The following is a 20,211-nucleotide window of genomic DNA, read 5'->3' on the forward strand; positions in this document are numbered from 1 at the left end:
GTCAGGCGGGCACGAACTCCACGCCCGCCAACGCGACCGCGTCGTCACGGTCCGGCGCAGTCACCACTGCCGCGTAGGAGTCGTCGGACTTCCAGACACTTACCTTCAGTGTCTCGCCGGGGAAAACCACTCCGGCCATCCGGGCGCCGAAGGATTTCAGTCTGTCGACATCTCCGTCAAGCAGGTTGTCCACCAAGGCTTTGCACGTCATGCCGTAGGTGCACAGGCCGTGGAGGATGGGGCGGGGAAACCCGGCAGCGGCAGCGAAGTCCGGGTCGGAGTGCAGCGGGTTGCGGTCCCCGCACATCCGGTAGAGCAGAGCCTGCGACGGCGAGGTCGGCACCGACAGCTCGAAGTCGGGGGCCCGTTCCGGGGCGGCCTGGCTTGTAGACGGTCCGCGGTCGCCGCCGAACCCGCCCTCGCCGCGGGCGAAGATGGAGCGCTTCTGCTTCCACAGCAGTGTGCCCGCCGGATCGTTGACGGTCGTTTCAGACCAGATCACTGCCGCCTTGCCTTTGTCCCAGATCTCGGTGAAGCGGGTGACGGCGATACCGGTGCCTGCCGGCGGTATCGGGCCGGGCACCTCGACCGCCTCGCTGGCGTGCAACACCTTCGACAGCTCGATGTCGATGCCGGGAAACTTCACCGCAGGCGGCTCGGTCATGTGGAAACTCTGCGCGACGTTGCCGAACGTCGGCAGCACCTGCGGTGTGTCGTCGGTCAGATAGCGCAGCTCCTGCTTGTCCATCGGGTCGGCGCCGGCACCCAGACCCAGATGGTAGAGCTGGATATCGCTACTGGTCCAGGAGAATTCGACCGGTTCCAGCTCGGCGCCGATCGCCTCGTCGAGGTTGATGGGCATTGCTCAGTCCTTCCGGTGCCCGGTCGCGGCGATGTGCAGCGCCGCGAGATAGCCGAACGTCATCGCCGGCCCGATGGTTCCGCCCGGGCCGGGGTAGGTGTGGCCCATCACCGGGGCGCTGACGTTGCCCGCAGCATAGAGGCCCTCGATCACCGAGCCGTCGTCACGCAGTGCTCGGCCGTCGTTGTCGGTGACCACCCCGCCCTTGGTGCCGAGGTCACCGGGAACCATCTTCGCCGCGTAGAACGGGCCTTGGCTGATCTCGCCGAGGTTGGGGTTCGGCTTGTTCGTCGGGTCGCCGTAGTACCGGTCGTAGGCGCTCTCGCCCCGCTTGAAGTCCTGATCGACCCCGTCGCGGGCGAAGCCGTTGAAACGCTCGACCGTGGCGGTGAGTTCTGCTGCCGGCAGGCCGGTCTTGGCGGCGAGTTCATCGAGGGTGTCGGCCCTGACGATGACGCCGGATTCCATCCACTTCGACGGGATCCGCTGTCCCGGCTGAAGACCGGCGAAAATGTAGCGGTCGCGATACCGCTGGTCGAACACCAGCCAAGCCGGGATGTTCTCTCCGGGTCCGGGGCCCTGTCCGTACTGCCCGCCGTACATGTGGTGGCACGCCTCGACATAGGGCATCGACTCGTTCATGAAGCGCTTGCCGGCCATGTTGACGATGATCGATCCCGGCGAGTTGCGTTCGGACAACGCGAACCAGGGTGCACCGACCAGGGGCACCGTAGGGCCCCACCAGGCGTCCTCCATCACATCCAGTGCGGCGCCGAGCTTCTCGGCCGCCAGGATTCCGTCGCCGGTGTTGGCCACGGCCCCGACCGTCCACTCGGTGGTGATCGGAGCGCGCTGGTACTTGACCCGCATCTGCTCGTTGTGTTCGAACCCGCCACTGCCCAGGATCACACCGCGACGCGCCCGGATGAGTTGCGGTTCCGCTGTTTCGGGCCCCTGGGTGTCGCGCACCAGAATGCCGGCGACGACACCGTCTTCGATGTACAGGTCGGTCATGGCGGTGTTCAGCAGCACCGGCACTCCCGCGTCACGCAAACCGATCCGCAGCGGGGCGATGAGGGCGCGCCCCATCCCGACGAGGTTCTTGCCCGTGGCCTGGGCCCACATCGTGCGGACGCCCACCTTGAGGCTGCGCAACACGCCGCGGGGGTGGCGCTTGAGTTGGTTGAGTCGGACGTAGTCCTGCTGCATCACCACCACGTTGAGTGGCACTTTGCCGTACGGGGGTTCGAGGCCCTTGAGGTCGGGGCCGAGCTTCTTGGCGTCGAACGGCTTGGGTTCGACCGACCGCCCGGAGGCCTTGCCGCCCGGGGTCTCGGGGTAGTAGTCGGAGTAGTTGGGAACCCAGCACAGCTTCAGCGGGGAGTGCCGCAGGACGAACGACAGCATCTCCGGCCCGCGCTTGAGGTAGGTGTCGATCTTGTCGGCCGGCACCACGTCTCCGATGATCGCGTGCAGGTAGGTGCGCGCCGCCTCGGTGGTGTCCTTGACGCCGTCGCGCTGCAGGACCTCGTTGTTGGGGATCCACACTCCGCCACCTGACCGCGCAGTGGAACCACCGTAGTGCGGGGCCTTCTCAACGACTACTGTCGAGAGTCCCTGGTGGGCGGCGGTGAGTGCGGCGACCATGCCGGCGGCGCCGCTCCCGACCACGACGACGTCATACACCTGTCCAGTCATGTAGAACACGTTATAGAATTGCCCGGCCAGCTAACAACTGGCCCGGTCAGAAAAACGAGGGGAATTCATCTAATGCTCCGTGACGAGGTTCGGGAACGACTCGCCGCCGATCTCGCGCAGGCGGAACGCAGCAGGGTTCCGATCTCGCCGTTGACCGATGGTCAGCCCGATATCGACGTGGTGGATGCCTACGAGATCCAGTTGATCAACATCCGGCAGCGGGTGGCTGAGGGGGCCCGGGTGATCGGGCACAAGGTAGGCCTGTCGTCGGAGGCGATGCAGAAGATGATGAATGTCGACGAGCCCGATTACGGGCATCTGCTCGACGACATGCAGGTCTTTGAGGACCGGCCGGTCCAGAGTGCGAACTACCTGTATCCGCGGGTGGAGGTGGAGGTGGGATTCATCCTGGCCGACGATCTGCCGGGAGCCGGTTGCACCGAGGACGATGTGCTGGCTGCCACGGCGGCGTTCGCCCCGGCCATCGAGCTCATCGACACGCGCATCACCAACTGGCAGATCAAGCTGTGCGACACCATCGCCGACAACGCCTCGTCGGCCGGCTGGGTGCTCGGCGAAGCCCGGGTCTCACCCAAGGACGTCGACATCAAGGCCATCGACGCCGTCCTGACGAACAACGGGGAGGTCGTCGCTGAGGGGCGCAGTGACGCGGTGCTGGGCAATCCGGTCACCGCGGTGGCCTGGTTGGCCCGCAAGGTGGAGAGCTTCGGGGTGCGGTTACGCGCCGGCGACATCGTGTTGCCGGGTTCGTGCACCCGTGCGATAGATGCCCCGCCGGGCAGCCACTTCGTGGCCGAGTTCAGCGGGTTAGGTTCAGTACATCTGAGTTTCGAATAAGGAGCCGCTCATGGCTGACAAGAAGTCGGTGGCGATCGTGGGGTCGGGCAACATCAGCACCGACCTGCTGTACAAGTTGTTGCGTTCGGAGTGGCTGGAGCCACGCTGGATGATCGGCATCGATCCAGAGAGCGAAGGCTTGGCCCGGGCCCGCAAGCTGGGGCTGGAGACGTCGCACGAGGGCGTGGACTGGTTGTTGAGCCAGTCCGAGAAGCCCGACATGGTGTTCGAGGCGACCAGTGCCTACGTGCATCGCGCCGCGGCGCCTCGTTACGCCGAGGCCGGTATCCGAGCCATCGACCTGACCCCGGCGGCGGTGGGTCCGGGGGTGATCCCGCCGGCGAATCTGGGTGAGCATCTGGATGCGCCCAACGTCAACATGGTGACCTGCGGGGGCCAGGCCACGATCCCGATCGTGCACGCCGTCAGCCGCGTCGTCGAGGTGCCTTACGGCGAGATCGTCGCGTCGGTGTCCTCGGCGTCGGCCGGCCCGGGTACCCGGGCCAACATCGACGAGTTCACCAAGACCACCAGTGCGGGGGTGCAGAACATCGGCGGCGCCAAGCGCGGTAAGGCGATCATCATCCTCAACCCGGCCGATCCGCCGATGATCATGCGCGACACGATCTTCTGCGCGATCCCCGAGGACGCCGACCGCGACGCGATCGCCCAGTCGATCCGTGACGTCGTGGCCGAGGTGCAGACCTACGTGCCGGGATATCGGTTGCTCAACGATCCGCAGTTCGACGACCCATCGATGAACTCCGGTGGCCAGGCGCTGGTCACGACGTTCATAGAGGTGGAGGGTGCGGGCGACTACCTGCCGCCGTATGCGGGAAACCTGGACATCATGACCGCCGCGGCCACCAAGGTCGGCGAGGAGGTCGCCAAGAAGATGGCAGCAGCGAGCCTTTCCACGACAGGAGGCCAATCATGAGCACGCAGGACATCTACTTCGACCCCATGTGGGACATCCGGATGACCGACACGTCGCTGCGTGACGGCAGCCATCACAAACGCCACCAGTTCACCAAGGACGAGGTCGGCGCCATCGTCGCGGCGCTGGACACGGCCGGGGTGCCGGTCATCGAGGTGACCCACGGCGACGGGCTGGGCGGGTCGAGCTTCAACTACGGGTTCTCCAAGACCCGGAGCAGGAGCTGATCAAACTGGCCGCCGAGACCGCCAAGGAATCGAAGATCGCCTTCCTGATGCTGCCCGGAGTGGGCACCAAGGAAGACATCAAGGAAGCGCAGAACAACGGCGGGTCGATCTGTCGCATCGCGACCCACTGCACCGAGGCCGACGTGTCGATCCAGCATTTCGGGCTGGCCCGCGAGCTCGGCTTGGAGACGGTCGGCTTTCTGATGATGAGCCACACCATCCCGCCGGAGAAACTGGCCGCGCAGGCGCGCATCATGGCCGATGCCGGCTGCCAGTGCGTCTATGTCGTCGACTCGCGGGCGCGTTGGTGCTCGAGGGGGTCCGCGACCGGGTGGCTGCGCTGGTGGCCGAGCTCGGCGATGACGCCCAGGTCGGGTTTCATGGCCACGAGAATCTCGGCCTGGGGGTGGCGAACTCGATCGAGGCGGTGCGCGCCGGCGCCAAGCAGATCGACGGGTCGTGCCGCCGGTTCGGTGCCGGCGCCGGCAACGCCCCGGTCGAGGCGCTGATCGGGGTGTTCGACAAGATCGGCGTCAAGACCGGTATCGACTTCTTCGACATCGCCGACGCCGCCGAGGAGGTTGTCGCTCCGGCGATGCCCGCCGAGTGCCTGCTGGATCGCAACGCGCTGATCATGGGGTATTCGGGGGTGTACTCGAGCTTCCTCAAGCACGCCATCCGCCAGTCCGAGCGCTACGGGGTGCCCGCCCACCAGCTGCTGCACCGCGCGGGACAGCGCAAACTGATCGGCGGCCAAGAGGACCAGCTGATCGACATCGCACTGGAGATCAAACGCGAGATGGACTCGGCGTCGGCCTGACCGGTCACGCTCACCCCCACCGGCGCAGGGGCCTTGTTCGCCTGGTGCGCCGATTCTCGACTGGTGTTCCACCTGAGCGGATACGCTGGCGCGTGCGACCGACAGGTCGTCGACAACGTCGTCGATAGTGGGGGATTTCATGACCATGTCCGTGATGACCGTTCGCCGTGGCCTGTTCAGCGTGCTTGCCGGCGGGGCACTCGTGTTCGGCCCTGCGGCGATCCTGGCCCCGGCGGCCGCCGCGCAGCCCGACCCCGCGCCCGACTGCTCGGCAGCCAACGTGGCCCGCACCGTCAGCGCCGCCACCGCGGCCGAGGGGGACTACCTGGTCGCCAACCCGCCGACCAACTCGCAGCTGTCGAGCATCTCGTCGCAGCCGCCGGATCAGGCCCAGGACGCCTACAACGCGTATTTCGAGCAGAACCCCCAGGTCAGAGATGACCTGGTGGCGATCCACCAGCCGGTGAGTGCGTTGAGTGAGCAGTGCGGGTTCGATGTGGCGCCGACGCTGGTGGCCGCCGCGGTGTGGCAGACCCAGCCCCAGACGGCGGCGGGTGTCGATACCCCGAACCTCAACCAGAACCAGGAAGGCACTCCGGCAGGAGTCGAGCCGCCGTCCTAGACACCGGCTGAGGACCGCGGCGGGCAGTCACGACAAGGACGCTTCCGTCGGGCTGAGGAGTTGGCTCCCGACCCGCTGACCTGGTCGGAGTTTGGTGCGCAGCCGAATCGGCTAGGCACGGTGTACGAGCTTGTTCGCACACCGTGAGGAGTGATCTTCCATGACCGCGTCTGTCAGGACCGTGCGGCGTAGTCTCTTCGGCGTTTTCGCCGGTGGCCTGCTCGCCTTCGGGTCAGCGGCCATCATTGCCCCGGTGGCCAACTTCGAGCCTGCGCCCGCCTATGTGTACACCACCAGTGTGAGCGGACAGACCGACTCGAACTGACTCGCCGTTGATCGGACCGGCAACCGGTTGGGCTGTTCACGGCGGTAAGGTCGCGACGTGCCGCGGTTCTGCGGCTGCCGGTGACGGCGCACCCACTGCATCGGAGATCTACTGACCGTTCTTCTCGTTGCACCGCGTGCGCGCGGCCTCATACATTTGGTGAGCGCAGTCGCAGCTGCTGTGGCCGGCGGGGGACTGCTACTGAGCGCGTGGGTGTCGTCCACTCCGCGCGCTGTCGGCGCTGTGCTGGTGTATGTCGTCGGAATTGTTGCAATGTTCGGCATCAGCGCCACCTACCACCGTGTCCGATGGGTATCCGCGGTGGCGGAGAAGTGGATGATGCGGCTGGACCATTCCGCGATCTTCGTCTTCATCGCGGCGAGCTACACACCGCTGGCCATCCTTGCGATGCCGCCGGACATCGGCGCGGATGTGCTGCTGATCGTCTGGATCGGTGCCGGCGCAGGTGTGGTCGTCAAGATGTGCTGGCCGTCTGCTCCCCGGTGGGCAGGCGTGTGTTGTTACCTGGTGTTGGGATATGTGGCGGTCTGGTTCGCCGAGACACTCGTGCTGGGCGCGGGCACCACCGTCGTCGCGCTGCTCGTCGCCGGCGGTGTTCTGTACAACATCGGCGCCCTGCTCTATGGGGCACGATGGCCCAACCCCTGGCCGTCGACCTTCGGCCACCATGAGTTCTTTCACGCCTTCACCGCCGCAGCGGCGATCTGTCACTTCGTAGCGATCTGGCTCGTCGTTCGTTAGGCAGAGGAGACCGCAACTCGTCGGTGCCACACGGCGCTTGCTCGTCGGTGCCACCCGGCACTTGCTCGTCGGTGCCACCCGGCACTTGCTCGTCGGTGCCACCCGGCACGATGGGCCTCATGGCGACTCGAGCCGAAGCGCAGGCGATCCTGGAACAACTCGCTGGCCCGACGGCCGTCCTGCGGGACGACCAGTGGGCGGCGATCGAAGCGCTGGTGGTGCAGCGGCGCCGTGCGTTGGTCGTGCAGCGCACCGGTTGGGGCAAGTCGGCCGTCTACTTCATCGCCGCGAAGCTGTTGCGCGCGGCAGGGCTCGGCGCGACCGTCATCGTGTCGCCCCTGCTGGCGCTGATGCGCAACCAGGTCGCTGCAGCTGACCGGGCCGGCGTGCGCGCCGCGACGATCAACTCCAGCAACGTCGCGGACTGGTCGGACATCCACGCCCGGGTGCGCGGTGGTGACCTCGATGTGCTTCTGGTCAGTCCGGAACGGCTGAACAACCCCGATTTCCGCGACGAGGTGCTACCGGCGCTGGCCCGCGATGCCGGGCTGGTCGTCGTCGACGAGGCCCACTGCGTCTCGGACTGGGGACACGACTTTCGGCCCGATTACCGCCGCATCCGCACGCTGGTCGCCGAATTGGGTGCCGACATCCCGGTATTGGCCACCACGGCCACCGCCAACGACCGAGTCGTGGCAGATGTCGCCGCGCAACTCGGCGTGGGGGGACGCGACACGCTGGTGCTGCGCGGCGGCCTGGACCGCGAGTCGCTGCGGCTGTCGGTGGTGCAGGCGGGCAATCCCGCCCAACGCGCGGCGTGGCTGGCCACCCACCTCGACGCGCTGCCCGGGTCGGGGATCGTCTACACCCTGACCGTCGCTCAGGCGCACGACGTCGCGGCGTTGCTGCGTGAGCACGGTTACCAGGTCGCGGCCTACACCGGCGCCACCGAGGCCGCCGAGCGCGAACAGCTCGAGACCGACCTGCTGGAGAACCGCGTGAAGGCGCTGATCGCGACGTCGGCGCTGGGGATGGGCTTCGACAAGCCCGATCTCGGGTTCGTTGTCCACCTCGGCGCGCCGTCCTCGCCGATCGCGTACTACCAGCAGGTGGGACGAGCGGGCAGGTCGACGTCGAGCGCCGAGGTGGTGCTGCTGCCCGGGCGGGAAGACCAGGACGTGTGGCGTTACTTCTCGTCGGTCGCGTTCCCGTCGGAAGCCATGGTGCGGTCGGTGATCGCCGCGCTCGACCCGGATCGTCCGACGTCGACACCCGCGCTGGAGCCGTTGGTCGATCTGAACCGTTCCCGCCTGGAGATGGTGCTCAAGGTGCTCGACGTCGACGGCGCCGTGCGCCGGGTGAAGGGTGGCTGGGTGGCCACCGGGACGTCGTGGGAGTACGACGAACGGCGATATCGGACTCTGGAGGAGGCCCGCGGGCGCGAGCAGCAGGCGATGCTCGATTACCAGTCCACCGACGGTTGCCGGATGGCCTTCCTGCGTCGCCAGCTCGACGACCCTGAACTCGGGGCCCAGGAGCGGTGTGGTCGTTGCGACAACTGTGCCGGGGCCCGGTTCGACGGTGCCGTCGACAGCACCGCCGCCGACGATGCGCGCGAGCGGCTGATGCGCCCCGGTGTGGAGATCGCCCCCCGCCGTCAGTGGCCCACCGGGCTGGCCAAGCTGGGCGTCGAACTGTCCGGCCGGATCTCCGATGGCCCCGCCCCGGGCCGCGCCATCGGACGGCTCACCGACCTGGGTTGGGGCGCCCGGCTGCGCCGGTTGCTCGCCGAGGAGGACGCCGAGGTGCCCGACGACGTGGTTGCGGCTGCGGTCAAGGTGCTGGCGGCCTGGGACTGGGACACCAGGCCGACCGCGGTGATGGCCCTGGACTCCGACACCCATCCGAAGCTGATCACGTCGCTGGCCCGTCGGCTTGCCGAGCTCGGTCGGCTGACGGATCTCGGCACGCTGCACTACCACCCGCAGCGGCGGCCGGTGACCGCGGTGAACTCGGCCTACCGGGTGGCCGCCCTGCAGGGGTCCTGGTCCACCCCGGATGGTCCGTTCGCCGGGCCGGTACTGCTGGTCGACGATCTGGCCGACACGGGATGGACGTTCACGATGGCAGCCCGCGCCGTACGCGCGGCCGGCGCCCCCGCCGTGCTGCCCTTCGCCCTCGCGGCGACGAGCTAGCGACCGGGTCACCCGTCGGGCTTGGCGCCACCGAGCTGCTCGGTGACGGCGTCGGCTGTCATCACCACCGCCCGCGCGCGCTCGCGGATCTCGTTGTCGGTCAGCGCTTTCCCGACCTGCATCGACACCACCATGGCCTGCCGCCGGTAGTGGTCGAACACCGGCGCCGAGATCACGCTGATGTCGTGGCGGGTCTCGTCGTCGTCGGTGTCGCGCAGGTACACGCGCTCACCGATGTCCGAGACGAGTTCGCCGAGCAGGGCGCGCAGTTCGTCGGGCAGGGTGGCCGACACCCCGGCCATCAACGCGTACAACCGCCGTCCGCCGGGCGTGAGCCGTTCCACCAGATAGCCGGAGCGTCGGCAGTCGGCCACCACACGGTCGCGGCGCTCGGTGTCGGTGCGCAGCGGAATGGTGGGTTCCCGGGCCAGCCAGTCGCGCAAGGAGTCGTCGTCCCACAGCACGAACATCAGGCCGACCGGGGGAGCGAACGGGTAACTCTGTCCCACCTGCACGCCGACGTCGGCACCCGGTGGGCCGACCAACTCCAGCAGCGTGATGCGGTCGTCGACGACGGCCGCCAGCGCGGCGGTGGTGCCGAACTCCGAGGACAGCCGGCGCAGCTGGTCACGCGCCGGCGGTCCGATCCGCATCGATTCCTGTGCGACGTGCCCCAGCGAGATCAACGACGGGCCCAGCCGATAGGTCTTGTCGGCCGGGTCGCGCACCAGGTAGCCGGATTCGGCCAGCGTGATGACGATGCCCAGGCAGGTCGGCTTGCTCTGACCGACGCGTCGGGCCAGTTCGGAGACGCCGAACCGGTCATGCGGATGCCGGGCCAGGAAATCGAGGACATCGACGACGCGCTGCGTCGGCGGCGAGGCTCGCCCACCCATGCGTCCCTCCAGCGACGTTGACTCGAACTAGAACACGTTCTAATCTCGGATCAGAACTCTACCAGTCCGGTCCAATATTGAACCGTGGAGGCGCTTCCCGCATGTATTCCCAGCCCCTGGTCGACGCCATCGCCGAGGCCGAGGGCCTCGTGGCGGCCGCGCCGTTCATCGAGTCCGAAGCCGACCTGCTCGAAGGGCTGCAGTACCTCGCGGGCTGTATCGCCGCATGTACCCATGTCGGCTTCGACTACGACCGGGACCACCCGTTCCTGCACAGCGGCACCGGGCCCTTCACGAAGATGGGCCTGGACAACCCCGACACCATGTATTTCGGCACCCGCGTGCAGCCCGGCCACGAGTACGTGGTCACCGGCCGGCGCGGCACCACCACCGACGTGAGCTTCCAACTGCTCGGCGGTGAGTACACCGACGAAGTCGTGCCCGACAGCGAAACCGCGTTCGACGACCGCAAGCTCGATATCGCCGCCGACGGCACCTTCGAATGGCGGTTCACCCCCGAGGTGCCGTCGCAGCTCGTCATCCGTGAGGTCTACAACGACTGGTCCGCGCAGCGCGGGACCTTCGCCATCGCCAGGACCGACACTGCGGGCACGGCGCCGCCTCCGCTGACCCGCGAGCTCATCGAAAAGCGCTACGCCGTGGCGGGCAAGCAACTGGTGCAGCGCGTGAAGACGTGGCTGCAGTTTCCGCAGTGGTTCTACAACGACAGCGAGCCCAACACCATGGTGGCCCCTCGCCTGACTCCCGGAGGCCTGGCCACGCAGTATTCGTCGGCCGGCCAGTTCGATCTGACGCCCGACCAGGCCCTGGTGATCACGCTGCCGGTCACCGACGCGCCGTACCTCGGCTTCCAGCTGGGCAGTCTCTGGTACATCTCACTGGACTACATCAATCATCAGACGTCGCTGAACGGCACCCAGGCGCAAGCCGATCCGGACGGAAAGATCCGGATCGTGGTCTCCGAGCGCAATCCCGGGGTGACCAACTGGGTGGAGACGCTCGGGCACCGCAAAGGCTTTCTGCAGTTCCGCTGGCAGCGGGTGTCCCGTGAGATGACGGCCGAGGACGGGCCGACGGTGGAGCTGGTCGCGGCCGACAAGGTCGCGGAATCGCTGCCGTACTACGAATCGAACAAGATCTCAGAAGAAGACTGGCGGGCGCGGATTGCGTTACGCCAGAGGCAGATCGGCGAGAGAATGGTGGGTTGACGGTGGCCGGATCCGAAGGGCTTCTGCAGGACAAGGTCGTGGTGATCAGCGGTGTCGGACCCGCGCTGGGCACCACGCTGGCGCGGCGGTGCGCGGAGGCGGGTGCCGACCTGGTGCTGGCGGCGCGCACGGTCGAGCGTCTCGACGACGTCGCCAAGCAGATCACCGATCTCGGTCGGCGCGCGGTGTCGGTGGGAACGGACATCACCGACGACGCGCAGGTCGACAATCTGGTCGCCGAGACCCTCAAGGCCTACGGCAAGGTCGACGTGCTGATCAACAACGCCTTCCGGGTCCCGTCGATGAAGCCACTGGCCAACACCACGCTCGAGCACATGCGTGAGGCGATCGAACTGACGGTGTTCGGCGCGCTGCGGATGATCCAGGGCTTCACACCGGCCCTGGCCGACGCCAACGGGTCGGTGGTGAACGTGAACTCGATGGTGGTGCGCCATTCCCAGGCCAAGTACGGGGCCTACAAGATGGCGAAGTCAGCGCTGCTGGCCATGTCGCAGTCGCTGGCCACCGAACTCGGCGAGCAGGGGATTCGGGTCAACTCGGTTCTGCCCGGCTACATCTGGGGTGGCACGCTGGAAAGTTACTTCAACCACCAGGCCGGCAAGTACGGCACCACCGTGGACGAGATCTACAAGGCCACCGCGGCGGCCTCGGACCTCAAGCGCCTGCCGACCGAGAACGAGGTGGCCTCGGCGATCCTGTTCATGGCCAGCGACCTGTCCTCCGGCATCACCGGCCAGACTCTCGACGTCAACTGCGGGGAGTACAAGGCCTGATGGCGCGCACCGATGTGGGGACCGTCGAGGACCTGCACGCCTCGGCGACCAAAGCCTGCGGCCTGGACGATTTCGGTGCCGACGACGACAACTACCGCGAGGCACTCGCGGTGTTGCTGGACTCGTTCGCCCGGGATGCTGCGCTGACCGAGTTCGGTAGCAAGATGAACCGGTTCTTCGTCCGCAACGCACTCGTCGCCCGGCTGGTCTCCGAGGCGGCGTTCAAGCAGTACCCCGAGCACGCCGACGTTGCGATCGAGCGGCCCATCTTCGTCACCGGGCTGCCTCGCACGGGGACGACGGCGTTGCATCGCCTGTTGGCGGCCGACCCCCGCCATCAAGGGCTCGAGCTGTGGCTGGCCGAGTTTCCGCAGCCGCGTCCACCGCGCGAAACGTGGGCGGACAACCCGGTCTTCGCCCAGCTGGACGCGCAGTTCACCAAGGCGCACAACGAGAACCCGGACTACACCGGTCTGCACTACATGACCGCCGACGAAGTCGAGGAGTGCTGGCAGCTGTTGCGTCAGTCGCTGCATTCGGTGTCCTACGAGACGCTGGCGCATGTGCCGACCTACGCGCAGTGGCTGGCCAAGCAGGACTGGAGCCGGCCGTATCGGCGGCATCGGCGCAATCTTCAGCTGATCGGCCTCAACGACGTCGAGAAGCGGTGGGTGCTCAAGAACCCGAGCCACCTGTTCGCGCTGGACGCCCTGATGGCGACCTACCCCGACGCGCTGGTGATCCAGTGCCACCGGCCCGCGGAAACCATCATGGCGTCGATGTGCTCGCTGGCGCAGCACACCACGGAGGGCTGGTCCACGAAGTTCGTCGGGGAGACCATCGGAGCGGACTCGCTGGAGACCTGGTCGCGCGGGTTGGAGAGGTTCAACACTGTTCGCGCCCAGCATGATCCGGCGCAGTTCTACGACATGGACTACTTCGACCTGATCGCTGACCCGGTGGCGACGGTCGAAGCGATCTATCGCCACTTCGGTATCGACATGACCGACGAGGCCCGGGGGGCCATGCAGGCCAGCCATGAGGCGAGCAAGCAGGGCCCCCGGGCGCCCAAGCACACCTACTCTCTTGCCGACTACGGGTTGACCGAGGAGCAGGTCACGGAACGCTTCAGGGATCTTTGACTTCAGCCGTCGCCGGGGGAGGGGGCGCTGGAATACTCCTCGAGGCAGCCCTCCGACACCGCATGCCGGATGCTGTCCGACAACCGGGGGCATGCGCGCTCGCGGGCGGGGTCGCCGCCGGAGTCGCGGATCTCGGTGAAATAGGCGCAGCGCTGCGTGGCCGCGGAACTCCACTGCACCGACGTGTGCGCCGGTCCGAGCTTCTTCACCCGAACCGAGACATGGCAGTGTCGGCAATCCACCTCCGCGAGACCGGAGTTGAGGTAGCGCTCGCGGTCCCGTGTGGTGCTTTCGGCCACCGCCGACGCCCTCGCCGGGTCGGAGGCGAAATCCGGTGCCTTGCGCCACGACCCACCACTGTCACCGTCGTGTCCACCATGGCCGTGCTCGTGGTCGTCGTCGTGGCCGCCGTGCAGCAACAGCATGGACCGGGCCAGCCGGTCGACGTCGGGCGGCTGCTGCTCGGCAGCCATGATCAGGAGACCTCGGTGGGTTGCTCGGCTTCTGCGGCAGCGTCGTTGCGGGCCTTCAGGTTCTCCTCGACCTCCACCTGCCACTTCTCGTTGGCGATGGTGGTGTCGACCTCCATCTCGAAACGGTCGGTCATCTCAGGAGTGACGTCGGCGGCGTCGACGTAGAACTGCTGGTACCAGCGTCGCATCTGATAGACCGCGCCGTCCTCTTCGACCAGCAGCGGATTGTCGATGCGGGTCTTGTGCTTCCAGATCTCCACGTCCTGCAGGAAGCCCTTGCTGACGCCGTCGGTGAAGGCGGTCGCCAGCTTCTCGGTGGTCTTGTCGTCGAGTCCCTTGGGCTTCTCGACGATGACACCCCACTGCAGCACGAACGAATCCTGGGTGACCGGGTAATGGCAGTTGATCAGGATCGACTCGGCCTTGAAGTCGCCGTAGGTGTTGTGCAGCCAGTTGATCATGAACGACGGGCCGAAGTAGCTGGCCTCGGAGTCCAGCGATGCGTCCCCATACGCGGTGCCCATGTCGTTGACGTCGGGACGGCCCACGTTGTGCAGGTACTGACTGGCGATGTGCCCCTCGAAGACGTTCTTGAAGTACGTCGGCAGCCCGAAGTGGATGTAGAAGAAGTGCGCCATGTCGGTGACGTTGTCGATGATCTCGCGGCAGTTGCTGCCCTCGATCAGCATCGTGTTCCACTTCCAGTCGGTCCACTCACCGCTGGCCCACTCCGGGATGTCCGGAATGCGGACCTCTTCCTGCGGTGGGTTGCCTTCGTGGTCGTGCCAGACGAACAACAGACCGCCCCGCACATCGGTGTGCCAGGCGCGGGTACGGGCCAGGCGCGGCGTGCGCTTGGCGTAGGGCACCAGCTTGCACTTGCCGTCGCCGCCCCAACGCCAGTCGTGGAAGGGGCAGGCGACCTCGTCACCCTTGATGGTCCCCTGTGCCAGATTGCCGCCCATGTGCCGGCAGTAACCGTCCAGGATCTTCAGCTCGCCCTGCGAATCGGCGAAGACCACCAGCATGGTGCCGAAGATCTCGATGCCGTGCGGCTTGCCGTCCTGAAAGTCCTTGACCGGCCCCAGGCAGTGCCAGCCCCGCGCGAACCGATCGGGCAGCGTGCCGGTGTCGATCTCGCGAATTGTCGCGGCTCCCGCAGTTGACTCGGTGCTCACGTCGGGCCTCCCGTTGTTGGCTTCTAACTAGAACACGTTACAGTTTTTCGCTGCGTGGACGCAATCCGATAGGCGTTCACCTGCGCAAAAAGTGACCAAAGACCCTCTCGGCTCCGAGTACCCACTGGCCCGTGGTCGACACCCGTGTGTCCCGCGCCGATCAGGTCGATATAGTGGACACTGTGTTCACTAATGCAGCGGTCCCGTCGCCGACTGCCGTCGGCGCCGAGGGCGACCGACGGCCCCGGCCCTGGCAGGCGGTCGCCGCCGCCACCTTCGCCATCGCCTGGGGCGGAAACGAGTTCACCCCGCTGCTGGTCATGTACCGCGACACCACAGGCTTCTCCCCGCTGACCGTCGACCTGCTGCTGTTCGCCTACGTGCTGGGCATCGTCCCTGCGCTGCTCGTCGGTGGTGCGCTGTCGGATCGCCTGGGCCGCAGACCGCTGATGATGCCGGCGCCGGTGCTGGCGGCTGTCGGCTCGCTGATCCTGGCGCTCGGCGCGCACTCGGCCCTGGTCCTGGCTGTGGGCAGGGTGTTCAGCGGTCTCGCGCTGGGCCTGGCGATGGCGGTCGGTGGCAGCTGGCTCAAGGAGCTGTCGAGCCCGCCATTCGGGGACGGCGGATCGGGTGCGCGCCGGGCCGCGATGAGCCTGACGGCCGGGTTCGGGCTCGGTGCGGCGGCGGCGGGTGTCCTGGCCGAGTGGGGACCGGCGCCGGCGGTGATGCCCTACGTGATCAACATCGCGATGGCGCTCGCGGCCGCGGTCCTGCTCGGTACCGCACCGGAGACCCGAACCCCCACCCGGTCCGGGCGCGCCTGGTGGACCGATCTCGCGGTGCCGGCCGCTGTCAGGCGCCGGTTCCTGACCGTCGTCGTACCCATCGCACCCTGGGTGTTCGGCGCCGGGGCGACGGCCTACGCCGTGCTGCCTGCGCTGATGTCCGAGCACGTCACGCAGGCGCCCATTGCGTTCTCGGCGCTGATGTGTCTGGTCGCGCTCGGGGTCGGTTTCGGAGTGCAGCACGCGGGCCGGCGGGTCGTCGGCGACGGTATCGGCGGTGTGGTGGCGGCCTTGGTGTTGCTGGTCGCAGGGATGGCGATGGCCGCCTGGGCGGCCACCGTGCTGACGGTGTGGGCGGCCCTGCCGGCGGCGGCCGTGCTGGGCGCCGGTTACGGCCTCGCGCTTCTGGCCGGGTTGCAGCAGGTCCAGCACATGGCGGGTCCCGACGATCTGGCGGGACTGACGGCCGTGTTCTACAGCCTCTGCTATCTGGGCTTCGGTGTGCCGGCGGCCCTGGCGTTCCTGTCGGGAACCCATGGGGTGTCCTATCCGACGATGTTCGTGGTGGGCGGGTGCGCTGCGGTCGGCTGCCTGACCGCGGTGGTCTGCGGGAACAGGAGAACCGCGGCAATAAGCTGACTGCATGGTCAGCCGGCGCGGTCGCCCCCGCAGCTCCGCCGTCCGCGAGAAAGTGGTGCGCGCGGCGGCCGACCTCGCGCTCGACGGGGGTCCGGGAGCGGCGACGGTGGACGCCATCGCCAAACGTGCCGAGGTGAGTCGCACAACCATCTACAAGTGGTGGCCGTCCGCGTCGGCGATTGTGCTGGAAGGGCTGCTGGACTCGGTGCGGGACACGATCGTGCGTCCGCCCGGCAGCACGACGGTGCAGGCGTTGGAGCATCACGTCGGCGCGCTGTTCGGCCTCGTCGCCGATCCCGCGGTGGGGCCGCTGCTGCGTAACGTCATCGCCGCCTCGGTATCCGACCCGGCGATCGAGCGCGCCCTGATGGATCAGTGGATCACCCCGCGTCGCGCGGCGGTCGCCGTGACGCTGCGCGACGCCGTGGCGGCCGGGGAACTGCCCGCCCGCACCGACGTCGAGGTCGCGGTCGACGCCCTGGTGTCGCCGCCGTACTACCGGCTGATGCTGGGGATGGCGCCGCTGGACGACGCCGGAGTGGCTGCCCTGGTGAACACCGTGTGGTGTGGATGCCGGGCCACTCGGAAGGCTAGCGGCCCATAGGTCCTGCGAGCCGCCCTTGGTGGTGCCCGGCATCGGCGTTGAGTTCCAGCCGGTGGCGCCGTTCACGAAGGGAACGGTCGCTGTCGGAGCAACTCCTCTTGGTAGCACGTGTATGGGCAAAACGTATGATCGCTGGTCCTGGAGCCGCGATATTTAGGCGATTAATCACTGGATATTGACCGCAGCGTCCGTCTGGTCATACGTTTCTTGCGTAACTGTCTTATAGTCTCAGTGGAAGTGAGGCCAGGATGGCCACGCACAGCACCGCACCTAACGTCTTTGAAGCTGGCCTGCCCACCCTTGACTACAGCCTGGCTGCCACGCCACACGACGTGGTCGATGCTGCTCGGCAGGCGCAATCGCTAGCGCCTGTCGCCATTGGTCCCCTTGGTCCGGAAATCCTGTCTTACCACCTGGTTCGCGAGATACTGCGAGACCACAGGTTCAAATTGCCGCCAGGTATCACGCTTGCGGCGCAAGGCATCACGTCGGGACCGCTGTACGACAAGATGGCCAACAGCCTCTTGGGACTCGATGGGCCACCGCACGTCCGGTTGCGCAAACTGGTCTCCAAGGCGTTCACCCCACGTGCAACATCACGTCTGGATGAGACGATCCGCGCCGTGGTGAATACGCTGATCGATCGGGTGGAAGACGCAGGACGGTGCGACGTCGTCACCGATATCGCTCGTCCCTACCCCACGCCGGTGATGTGCGCAGTGCTCGGTGCGCCTCCCGAGGACTGGCAACTGTTCGCCGACTGGACAGAAGAGATATTCAAGGCGCTGAACTTTCAGCCGGACGTCACATTCGACGAAGCGGCAATCATGGGCGCGTGGCGCGAACTCGACGCGTATGTCGATGACATGGTCGCGGCCCGCCGAACCAATCTGACCGACGATCTGCTCTCAGAGCTCATCCGCGCGGAAAGCGAAGGTGACCGTCTCGACCTCGACGAACTCCGGATGTTGGTGGCCGGCTTCTTGATGGCCGGGACTGATACGACCCGAAACCAACTGGCGGCATCAGTGCAGGTTCTCTGCGAGCATCCAGATCAGTGGCAGAAGCTGCGTGAGCACCCCGAGCTTGCCATGCAGGCGGTCGAAGAGACCATGCGCCACTCACCAGCAGCGTGTATCGCGCCACGAGCTGCGGTCGAGGATGTCGAGTTCGGCGGCTACCTGTTTCCGGAGGGGACCTTTGTCCTTGCGAACACCTTCGCTGCCAACCGCGATCCGGCGATTTATGACGACGCGGATCGCTTCGACATTTCGCGCAAGGACGTTCCGGCAATCATGACCTTCGGCGGAGGCGCGCACTACTGCCTCGGGGCGAACCTCGCACGCCGTGAACTGGCCGAAGCGCTTGTCGTCCTGACTCGGCGTCTGCCCGTCGCCCATCGCATCGGTCCCGCACCGTGGAAGTCTCTGCTGGGTATGACCGGTCCAACGACGCTTCCGATCGAATTCACCAGCGAACAGTTCGTAGGCGCTCATGCGTAGTCGTGGGTGGGCGGGCGTCACACCGTCATCGGACGAGGAGGCTATCTCGCGAATTCTGAATGCGGTGGACGCGGAGGTCGCCCAGCACGGGTCGGCCATACGCCTTGCCGACGTCGCCCGCAGGGTCGGTGTCACCCGCCAGACGGTGTACCGCTACTTTCCGAATGCTGACGCACTTCTCATCGCCAGCGCGATGCGTGCGGTGAACGGGTTCATCGACCAAGTGATCGAACGCGCCAACGGCCTCAACGACCCGGTCGCTGCGATTGTCGAGAGCGTCTCGTTCGGCGTCGAGAATCTCGCCGGCGATCCACAGCTGGAAGCTCTCCTGACGCGACGACCGGAGGGCGAAGCCGCCATCTCGCTCACCTCCGACACCGCGATGTCATTCTGCTTGTCGGTATTCCGCCGTCTTGACGTTGATTGGGCACTTCACGGGTTCTGCGACGACGCTGCGCTGGATGAACTCGCCGAAATAACGTTGCGCACAGTTCAGTCCCTTCTCACTGATCCCGGACGGACACAGCGCGACGGCATCGCACTACGCCGCTTCGTTACACGATGGCTCGGCCCCGCGATTCTCTATCCACGGCTGACGTCGCTGTCGCGATGAGGTCCTCTCGCTGGACGACCGGATGGGAATCGCCGGGGTGAGAATCCTGTTGAGCTGGCACCGGGCGACAGGTCCTCGACCAACGCCTACAGCCCATCGGATGGCAACGGGAAACTCGACATCCGTCAAGCTCGGGCACAACACCCGAAACCATTGTCCGACGAGCTCTACTTGTCCTGCCAGCCCGAGTGGATGTAGGTGTCGGCGAAGCGCTTCAGCGAGTCCTTCTTCTTCTCGATCGGGGCATCGAAACCCAAACCGTCGAACACCCACGGGATCACGATGTTGTCGGTGACCCCGGCCTCGGCGAGCTCGCGATGACCGTCCACGCCGAATTTGTCGATACACACCGCCTGGAACTCGAATGGTTCGTCAGCACGACCGTATTCGGCACGTAATGCGTTGAGCTTGCCGATGGTCTCGGCCAGCTGGTCGCCCGTCATCATCGCGCTGGTCCAGCCGTCACCCACCCGGGCGGCCCGCTTGAGCGCCACCTCGGTGTGTCCGCCGACGTAGAACGGCACCGGCTTGCTGGGTGCCGGACTCATCTGCAGGCGGTCGAAGTCGTAGAACTGACCGTGGAACTCGACCATGCCGCCGGCCAGCACCAACTTGATGACCTCGATCATCTCGTCGACCCGTTTGCCGCGCTTGGCGTAGGGCACCCCGCACCATTCGAACTCCTCGGGTGCCCAACCGATTCCGACGCCGAAGCCGAACCGGTTGTTCGTCAGGTTGGCCACCGAGCCGACCTGGCGTGCCAGCAGCAACGGATTGCGCGAGCCGAGCTTCATCACGTTGGTGTAGAAGCGCAGCGTGGAGGTCACCGCGCCCATGGCACCCGCGGCGATCAGCGGGTCGACCCAGGGGGTGTCCTCGTTCCACATCCGCGACCCGTCGGGTGTGTACGGGTAATCGGCCGCCTGCTTTTCCATGTAGAACAGCGAGTCGGGGAGCGCGATCGAATCGAAGCCGACTTCCTCGGCGGTGCGCGCGATCTCGACGAGCTGGTCGACCGGGCCCATGGCGACGCTGCAGGTGTACTGCATT

The 20,211-nt window shown here is 66.7% G+C and carries 19 protein-coding genes and 1 pseudogene; 14 read left to right on the top strand and 6 right to left on the bottom strand.

The window, feature by feature from the left end; all coding sequences use genetic code 11:
- Nucleotide 1: 1 nt before the first annotated feature.
- Nucleotides 2–862: a MaoC/PaaZ C-terminal domain-containing protein gene (locus tag ACEWX3_RS03665; protein WP_374158699.1), complete on the bottom strand. Its 861-nt coding sequence runs from the start codon at nucleotides 860–862 to the stop codon at nucleotides 2–4.
- A gap of 3 nt (nucleotides 863–865) precedes the next feature.
- Entirely contained in the window at nucleotides 866–2,560 is a 1,695-nt protein-coding gene (gene kstD, locus ACEWX3_RS03670) for a 3-oxosteroid 1-dehydrogenase (protein WP_374158700.1), read from the bottom strand.
- Between the two features lie 72 nt (nucleotides 2,561–2,632).
- Here kstD and ACEWX3_RS03675 point away from each other — a divergent pair, with 72 nt between their 5' ends.
- The 7 genes and pseudogenes from ACEWX3_RS03675 to ACEWX3_RS03705 all read left to right on the top strand — a co-directional run bounded on the left by ACEWX3_RS03675 (nucleotide 2,633) and on the right by ACEWX3_RS03705 (nucleotide 9,306).
- Nucleotides 2,633–3,418, top strand: coding sequence for a 2-keto-4-pentenoate hydratase (locus ACEWX3_RS03675; RefSeq protein ID WP_221354259.1), 786 nt, complete (start codon nucleotides 2,633–2,635; stop codon nucleotides 3,416–3,418).
- 10 nt (nucleotides 3,419–3,428) lie between these two features.
- Complete coding sequence (locus ACEWX3_RS03680; protein ID WP_374158701.1) at nucleotides 3,429–4,355, top strand: acetaldehyde dehydrogenase (acetylating); 927 nt, start codon at nucleotides 3,429–3,431, stop codon at nucleotides 4,353–4,355.
- A pseudogene (gene dmpG, locus ACEWX3_RS03685) lies at nucleotides 4,352–5,402 on the top strand (4-hydroxy-2-oxovalerate aldolase). Before ACEWX3_RS03680 ends, dmpG begins: the two are co-directional and overlap by 4 nt.
- 154 nt (nucleotides 5,403–5,556) lie before the next feature.
- Nucleotides 5,557–6,024, top strand: coding sequence for a hemophore-related protein (locus tag ACEWX3_RS03690; RefSeq protein ID WP_374158702.1), 468 nt, complete (start codon nucleotides 5,557–5,559; stop codon nucleotides 6,022–6,024).
- Between the two features lie 160 nt (nucleotides 6,025–6,184).
- Nucleotides 6,185–6,349: a hypothetical protein gene (locus ACEWX3_RS03695; RefSeq protein ID WP_373889015.1), complete on the top strand. Its 165-nt coding sequence runs from the start codon at nucleotides 6,185–6,187 to the stop codon at nucleotides 6,347–6,349.
- Between the two features lie 111 nt (nucleotides 6,350–6,460).
- Nucleotides 6,461–7,111, top strand: a complete 651-nt coding sequence (locus ACEWX3_RS03700; RefSeq protein WP_374159772.1) for a hemolysin III family protein — start codon at nucleotides 6,461–6,463, stop codon at nucleotides 7,109–7,111.
- A gap of 119 nt (nucleotides 7,112–7,230) precedes the next feature.
- Complete coding sequence (locus ACEWX3_RS03705; protein ID WP_374158703.1) at nucleotides 7,231–9,306, top strand: ATP-dependent DNA helicase RecQ; 2,076 nt, start codon at nucleotides 7,231–7,233, stop codon at nucleotides 9,304–9,306.
- Nucleotides 9,307–9,314: 8 nt separating this feature from the next.
- Here the strand turns inward: ACEWX3_RS03705 and ACEWX3_RS03710 are convergent, their stop codons facing one another.
- Nucleotides 9,315–10,202 (bottom strand): IclR family transcriptional regulator, encoded by an 888-nt coding sequence (locus ACEWX3_RS03710; protein WP_374158704.1) that lies wholly within the window; start codon nucleotides 10,200–10,202, stop codon nucleotides 9,315–9,317.
- A gap of 101 nt (nucleotides 10,203–10,303) precedes the next feature.
- Here ACEWX3_RS03710 and ACEWX3_RS03715 point away from each other — a divergent pair, with 101 nt between their 5' ends.
- The 3 genes from ACEWX3_RS03715 to ACEWX3_RS03725 are packed head-to-tail and all read left to right on the top strand — an operon-like array spanning nucleotide 10,304 to nucleotide 13,367.
- The gene (locus tag ACEWX3_RS03715; protein ID WP_207065204.1) at nucleotides 10,304–11,431 is read left to right on the top strand and encodes a hypothetical protein; all 1,128 of its coding nucleotides are present in this window, start codon (nucleotides 10,304–10,306) and stop codon (nucleotides 11,429–11,431) included.
- Between the two features lie 2 nt (nucleotides 11,432–11,433).
- Complete coding sequence (locus ACEWX3_RS03720; RefSeq protein WP_207065205.1) at nucleotides 11,434–12,225, top strand: SDR family oxidoreductase; 792 nt, start codon at nucleotides 11,434–11,436, stop codon at nucleotides 12,223–12,225.
- Nucleotides 12,225–13,367 carry a sulfotransferase gene (locus ACEWX3_RS03725; RefSeq protein WP_374158705.1) on the top strand — a complete coding sequence of 381 codons (1,143 nt, stop codon included), beginning with the start codon at nucleotides 12,225–12,227 and terminating at the stop codon, nucleotides 13,365–13,367. Before ACEWX3_RS03720 ends, ACEWX3_RS03725 begins: the two co-directional genes overlap by 1 nt.
- A 2-nt stretch (nucleotides 13,368–13,369) precedes the next feature.
- On the opposite strand, the gene ACEWX3_RS03730 is transcribed toward ACEWX3_RS03725, so the two are convergent.
- The gene (locus ACEWX3_RS03730) at nucleotides 13,370–13,840 is read right to left on the bottom strand and encodes a hypothetical protein (protein ID WP_221354281.1); all 471 of its coding nucleotides are present in this window, start codon (nucleotides 13,838–13,840) and stop codon (nucleotides 13,370–13,372) included.
- Nucleotides 13,841–13,842: 2 nt separating this feature from the next.
- On the bottom strand, nucleotides 13,843–14,985 hold the full coding sequence (locus ACEWX3_RS03735) for a Rieske 2Fe-2S domain-containing protein (RefSeq protein ID WP_374159773.1): 1,143 nt from the start codon (nucleotides 14,983–14,985) through the stop codon (nucleotides 13,843–13,845).
- Nucleotides 14,986–15,200: 215 nt separating this feature from the next.
- Here ACEWX3_RS03735 and ACEWX3_RS03740 point away from each other — a divergent pair, with 215 nt between their 5' ends.
- The 4 genes from ACEWX3_RS03740 to ACEWX3_RS03755 all read left to right on the top strand — a co-directional run bounded on the left by ACEWX3_RS03740 (nucleotide 15,201) and on the right by ACEWX3_RS03755 (nucleotide 19,161).
- A complete protein-coding gene (locus ACEWX3_RS03740; RefSeq protein WP_374158706.1) occupies nucleotides 15,201–16,442 on the top strand; it encodes an MFS transporter in 1,242 nt (413 codons plus the stop codon).
- Between the two features lie 4 nt (nucleotides 16,443–16,446).
- The gene (locus tag ACEWX3_RS03745) at nucleotides 16,447–17,046 is read left to right on the top strand and encodes a TetR/AcrR family transcriptional regulator (protein WP_374158707.1); all 600 of its coding nucleotides are present in this window, start codon (nucleotides 16,447–16,449) and stop codon (nucleotides 17,044–17,046) included.
- A 248-nt stretch (nucleotides 17,047–17,294) separates the two neighbouring features.
- On the top strand, nucleotides 17,295–18,548 hold the full coding sequence (locus ACEWX3_RS03750; protein WP_374158708.1) for a cytochrome P450: 1,254 nt from the start codon (nucleotides 17,295–17,297) through the stop codon (nucleotides 18,546–18,548).
- A complete protein-coding gene (locus ACEWX3_RS03755; protein WP_374158709.1) occupies nucleotides 18,541–19,161 on the top strand; it encodes a TetR/AcrR family transcriptional regulator in 621 nt (206 codons plus the stop codon). Before ACEWX3_RS03750 ends, ACEWX3_RS03755 begins: the two co-directional genes overlap by 8 nt.
- A 167-nt stretch (nucleotides 19,162–19,328) precedes the next feature.
- Here the strand turns inward: ACEWX3_RS03755 and ACEWX3_RS03760 are convergent, their stop codons facing one another.
- A complete protein-coding gene (locus tag ACEWX3_RS03760; RefSeq protein WP_207065241.1) occupies nucleotides 19,329–20,210 on the bottom strand; it encodes a TIGR03619 family F420-dependent LLM class oxidoreductase in 882 nt (293 codons plus the stop codon).
- Nucleotide 20,211 lies beyond the last annotated feature (1 nt).

The sequence above is a fragment of the Mycobacterium sp. G7A2 genome, from assembly GCF_041902445.1.
Classification (GTDB): Bacteria; Actinomycetota; Actinomycetes; order Mycobacteriales; family Mycobacteriaceae; genus Mycobacterium.

Coding starts and splice junctions, on each gene's coding strand:
- ACEWX3_RS03665 (WP_374158699.1), bottom strand. CDS start 862: ATGCCCATCAACCTCGACGAGGCGATCGGCGCCGAGCTGGAACCGGTC.
- kstD (WP_374158700.1), bottom strand. CDS start 2,560: ATGACTGGACAGGTGTATGACGTCGTCGTGGTCGGGAGCGGCGCCGCC.
- ACEWX3_RS03675 (WP_221354259.1), top strand. CDS start 2,633: ATGCTCCGTGACGAGGTTCGGGAACGACTCGCCGCCGATCTCGCGCAG.
- ACEWX3_RS03680 (WP_374158701.1), top strand. CDS start 3,429: ATGGCTGACAAGAAGTCGGTGGCGATCGTGGGGTCGGGCAACATCAGC.
- ACEWX3_RS03690 (WP_374158702.1), top strand. CDS start 5,557: ATGACCGTTCGCCGTGGCCTGTTCAGCGTGCTTGCCGGCGGGGCACTC.
- ACEWX3_RS03695 (WP_373889015.1), top strand. CDS start 6,185: ATGACCGCGTCTGTCAGGACCGTGCGGCGTAGTCTCTTCGGCGTTTTC.
- ACEWX3_RS03705 (WP_374158703.1), top strand. CDS start 7,231: ATGGCGACTCGAGCCGAAGCGCAGGCGATCCTGGAACAACTCGCTGGC.
- ACEWX3_RS03710 (WP_374158704.1), bottom strand. CDS start 10,202: ATGGGTGGGCGAGCCTCGCCGCCGACGCAGCGCGTCGTCGATGTCCTC.
- ACEWX3_RS03715 (WP_207065204.1), top strand. CDS start 10,304: ATGTATTCCCAGCCCCTGGTCGACGCCATCGCCGAGGCCGAGGGCCTC.
- ACEWX3_RS03725 (WP_374158705.1), top strand. CDS start 12,225: ATGGCGCGCACCGATGTGGGGACCGTCGAGGACCTGCACGCCTCGGCG.
- ACEWX3_RS03730 (WP_221354281.1), bottom strand. CDS start 13,840: ATGGCTGCCGAGCAGCAGCCGCCCGACGTCGACCGGCTGGCCCGGTCC.
- ACEWX3_RS03745 (WP_374158707.1), top strand. CDS start 16,447: ATGGTCAGCCGGCGCGGTCGCCCCCGCAGCTCCGCCGTCCGCGAGAAA.
- ACEWX3_RS03750 (WP_374158708.1), top strand. CDS start 17,295: ATGGCCACGCACAGCACCGCACCTAACGTCTTTGAAGCTGGCCTGCCC.
- ACEWX3_RS03755 (WP_374158709.1), top strand. CDS start 18,541: ATGCGTAGTCGTGGGTGGGCGGGCGTCACACCGTCATCGGACGAGGAG.
- ACEWX3_RS03760 (WP_207065241.1), bottom strand. CDS start 20,210: ATGCAGTACACCTGCAGCGTCGCCATGGGCCCGGTCGACCAGCTCGTC.